At 45.8% G+C, this 4,614-nt stretch carries 2 protein-coding genes and 1 pseudogene; all 3 read right to left on the bottom strand.

Annotated elements, in window-relative coordinates:
- Nucleotides 1–25: 25 nt before the first annotated feature.
- Nucleotides 26–3,169, bottom strand: a complete 3,144-nt coding sequence (locus PVV59_RS09280) for a DUF4815 domain-containing protein (RefSeq protein ID WP_273755813.1) — start codon at nucleotides 3,167–3,169, stop codon at nucleotides 26–28.
- Between the two features lies 1 nt (nucleotide 3,170).
- Nucleotides 3,171–4,277: a phage tail protein gene (locus tag PVV59_RS09275; RefSeq protein WP_273755812.1), complete on the bottom strand. Its 1,107-nt coding sequence runs from the start codon at nucleotides 4,275–4,277 to the stop codon at nucleotides 3,171–3,173.
- Nucleotides 4,277–4,614: pseudogene (locus PVV59_RS09270) on the bottom strand (baseplate assembly protein); the annotation flags it as partial. The pseudogene PVV59_RS09270 and the gene PVV59_RS09275, both read right to left, overlap by 1 nt.

The following is a 4,614-nucleotide window of genomic DNA, read 5'->3' as shown; positions in this document are numbered from 1 at the left end:
GGTTTTTGTCATGTGTTTTCTCCCATCACAATATGCCGGCGCCAAAATCACGCACCATGGACCGCGCAGAAGGTCCACCAGTAAGGGTGAGTTTGAGACGTGCTTGTTTTCCTGTTTTGTCACCACTGATAAATTTTCGTTCTGTCCAAAGCGGTTCAGCGAGTTGTTCTGTCTCATCCAGTTTTAAAGGGGTGAAAGCGCCATCATCCAGCTGCATTTCTAGTGAAAAGGTTGCTCCGCCCGGTAAAAAGGTTTTGATATAACTGGTCAGCCTTGCCTTTTCCCCAAAGGCAAAAGCACGCGTGACATAAGTAGCTTCCTTATGAATCTTCCCCGCAATCAATTGCACAGGCGCAAACAAAACAGGAGAGAGCTTCTCTGTCCCTTTAAGAATGGCGCGAAGCTTTACCTTTTCACTGATATATTCACTAAGGCTTAGCAATTGAAAGGGCAGCAGTTGATAAACCGTGCCGTTATTGCGTTCAATTTCAAACACAACAGAACACTCGCTTGAAGGTAACTCAACGGCTGCACGGATTTGCAAATCAGAGCAATCCACAAGATCAAATTCATCTAAATCTATGGTTTTTTCTGTTTTGATGTAGCGTGCTGCGAGCACCCGAAATGCTAATGCCTCATCTTGGTGCGCGCTCCAACTCTGTGCATTAACAGAAGAAAAACGGGGACCCGTCACATAAGGGTGGCTTGAAACATATCTTTGGTTGTCTTTATCAAAATCTCCAAGCTTTGCCAGTGAGAGGGAATGATCAGCATCATCTGTCTTGATAACAAAAGCCGTTAAGCGGTCATCCATCACAAGGAGTGGTACATCATAGCGTGCCTCTGCCCACCCTTCCTTTGCGCCCTTCATGGAATAGGAGGTTTGTGCTTGGATATCGGCAGTTGGATAGCCATTTTCAGTGGTGACCAAATCAATCACCAGATCATGGGCTTGATTGCCAATTTTACAAAGATGAAAGTCAATACCTGTGATTTGCCGTGTTTCATCGGGGGTAAAGACTTGGGCTTGCGGGTCGACTTGCGTCCAGATTTTCACCGTGGTGGTGCGCCGCATCACTTTCACATCAATCACACCTTGACCGGTAAAAAGCCCTGTTGCAATGGTTCCTCCTTTTCCCCGTGCCACAACATTTTTTGTCCCAGCCGTAATATTTTGTGGAATCGTGAAAGTGCCTTCAAGGATGCCTTTGGTGTTAGCAACAAGCTTTGTTTTTGGTAAAACATTCACACCATCAAAGGTAAGGCTTTCCAAGATTTCACCACTGCCAAAACCTTCAATCTTAAAGTTCACCTTAATTTGTCTCAAAAAATCGATTTGTTCTTGTGTCGCACGCATCAAGTCATCACGGATTTCTGTTCTACGTACGCTACTGCCGCGGTTCCAGCCCATATTGAGTTGATTGGTCACACCAGAGAGCCAATCGGTGCGCTGTTCATGCCAAAAGTCTGTTGCGGGGGTAAGGGTGACTGTACCAGGCAAGGGAGAAAAATTTTGATAAGGGTTGATTTTTTCGCAAGCCGTTGTCAACTCTTGCGCGATGATCACTTCATTGGTCCAGTCAAGCGTGACAGGCGCTGTAAGATTAGCGGTGTAAAAGGTTGGGTCAATGGCAAGCTGCAAAATACCGTTTCCCACAGCCCCCGTTTGTTGAAAACCTTCATCTCTATAAGCGTCATCAAGAAAAGGGTCAGCAAACATGCCTTTTTTGGCAACAGGTTCTTTAGAGTCCACATTGCTTTTAATGCGCTCTAACTGCATCAGCCTGTCAAGCGAAAGCACCCGTTGAAAATAACGCCACATCTCATCATAGGGGGCAACACGCGTGCCATCATTGACCACAAGGGGGGTGCTAAGCCAATTGTTGGTGATGGTGGCAAGAGAGAGCACATCATCAGGGACACTTGGTGCCATGGGTTGGTCTGATGAAACCCCTTTGATGTAAACCACATTACCCCCTGTGTTCAGTCCTATACGGTCAATGCGGGGGAGTTTGTAAGTGTAGCTTACAATAATATCACCTCCCTCAGCACCCCCTGAGACGGTGATTTCCTGTGCTGTGACTTTATCAGCCTGCACCCGTGCACGATAACGATACGTCACCCTATAACTGCTCCCCGCTAAAGGTTCATCCCCCACAGGTGCCCAATCAATGGTGTCTCCGGTTTTTTTAAAATCTGTGCCTTCTTTAAATTCCTTGCTTCCTTGAACGACTTTGATAAACGCGGTGATGCTTTTATCCGGCACACCATCACGCCCGGAGGCAACCGCACCGCGGGTGACGTTAACGGTTTTTTCTTTTGTCAACAAAAGAGACTGAATATCGGCAATAGGAAAATAATAGGGTTTAAAGGTAAAACTTGTTTTCCCTTTTGGGGGTGCAAAAATATGCGTTTCGCTTGGAACAACGCTTGTCGAAAAATCCTCCATCTCTTCATGGCGCAAGGCGGCTAAGCGTTTGCGTTTAAAGCCATTGATATTGGCTTCTCCTTCTTGAATACTAAAGACTTGGCAACCGTTGTTTGGTCCCAATGCGCTCACACGGCAACCACTCACGATATAATGCCCATGGGCTCTGTCGTACGTCGCAATAGCTTGCATGGCGGGTTCAAGGAGTGAGGGTGATTTTTGATCAATCAGAACACCATCTTGCAAAATATAAACCGGAAAGAAAGTGCCACTTTGCGCATCTTCTTTCAGTGCCCAAACAAGTTTTGCCACCTCACGTGCGCCACCTCCTTCTCCTTCTGCCAAGGTGCCAGGCACTTGCCCCAAGAGCTGTGGATCATCTTCGTGTGTTATCCATTTTTTTTGCAGCTTTACACCAATTTCAATGCGTCCAATCATGGCAACATTGTTGAGTACAGCTTCAGAGACTGGAAAGATATCACCTGCGATATAAATCTTGCCATCCGTTAATGTGACGGTCTTCGTATCTTTATTGACAAAAGCATCAGCCCGTTCCACGCGGTCCCCTTCTTGTGCCACAAGGCGCCCCAAGCGGTCATGCCGTCCCCTTATAATGGTTTGAACCTCGTTGAGTTCACCACTTTGAATAAAGGGACGCGTGCCATAAAAGACAACACTTTGTTGTTCCTCTTTGCCGCGAGATCTGTCAATTGCAAACGGTAGACCACTTTCATGCTTCATATTAAAACCTCAATAAAATCTTGAATTGTTCGCGAACATCGGCACGCAAAGGAATATTAATGGGCGTTTTGAGTATCTCCACACCGCCATTTAGTTCATTGGCGTCACACCAAAGCTTGCCAACCGCTATGTTTTCTGCGGGGGTAGCGTGAACCAAAATTGAAAAAAATGCTGCTTGTTTGCCGTCAACATCTTGAAAGTCTGTGCGGGCTGCCAGAAACAACAGAGTGCCTGTTGTAGAAGGGTTAAATCTGTTACCACAATGGCTGTACACACCATTCAAAGCTTGTTCGACAGGCGCTACAGCATAGCATCTGCGATACCCAATCACGCCATCTTGGCTGTCTCTTAACACGAGATAAAGCGTGCGACCATGAAACCATTCTGCCATGAGCATATCGCGTTCATGTTTTTTGACCGAACACCACGGAAAATTTGCCATATCCCATGGATAATCGATTTGGTTCCAGCTTAATTCTTCATCCCCATCATCTATCCAATTGCCAATAAGTTTGCCTTCTTCTCTTGTGAGAATGCGCTCTATCTCTGTCGTGCGTCCAAAGGAAAACAAAGTATTCCCAGCTGTTAAGTGAACACCGCTTTCATACTCCAACATGCTGTCATCAAGCCGTGACATATTGCATTCAACAGCTTGCACATCATAACCATAGGTCCCACGGCGAAAATCAGAGCGCAAACTTTTGGAAAGGTCAGTGATTGCTTCAATAGCTTCAAGCTGTGTTCGTTCAGGCAACTGATCAAAATCAAGTTGAAAGGAATTCCACCATGCGCGCCCCGTCCAGGCGGGTTGAAAGCGTGCCGAAACCTCTAACCATCTCAAACCCATCTCTATTGCCGCAAGAGAGCCACGTATCCTCTGCCATTGAAGCCCTTGATCAATCAAATCATAGAGGTTTGGAACATAAGGCGTAAGCTCTCCAAGCCCGTATTCTTCAATCAACCACGGCAAGAAACGGGGAGGGCGTGTGATCAGTTTAGAGCGTGAAATCCCCAAAACAGAACCATCAACATCTTGATGAAAATCGCAAACATCAGCAAGGCGCCTTTCAAATTCCGTTGCATTTGTGGGGAGTAAAGTACCACCCATTAGCGCGCCCGCCCTTTGAAGTTTAAGGTGATTTTTCCAATCGATAAAACTTCTTCATCACAAACCATACTGTCCCTTGTTGGGGTAATGGCAATGACTTTTTGCACACCAGAAATCATGAGTTTTGAAATCCACCACGACAAACTTAATTCACGACCAATGGCTTGTTCTTGTCTCCATGCTGCTCTTAAATTTGTTTCCATTGTTGTGAGAATTTTCAAAGATGTTTCTGGTAACAGCCAAACATCTGCTTCTAAATCCAGCACTTTTTTGACAGCAGCGTGAACAATGATTGTATCATTGGTCATGATGATATTTTTTCTGTGAAGAGCTTCTG

This window comes from Bartonella sp. MM73XJBT.G (assembly GCF_028618435.1).
In the GTDB taxonomy this organism is placed as follows: Bacteria; Pseudomonadota; Alphaproteobacteria; order Rhizobiales; family Rhizobiaceae; genus Bartonella.
This window is presented reverse-complemented; position numbering and strand designations above follow the sequence as displayed.

Excerpts from the sequence above, each read along its gene's own strand:
- PVV59_RS09275 (WP_273755812.1), bottom strand. The coding sequence starts at position 4,277 with ATGGGTGGTACTTTACTCCCCACAAATGCAACGGAATTTGAAAGGCGC.
- PVV59_RS09280 (WP_273755813.1), bottom strand. The coding sequence starts at position 3,169 with ATGAAGCATGAAAGTGGTCTACCGTTTGCAATTGACAGATCTCGCGGC.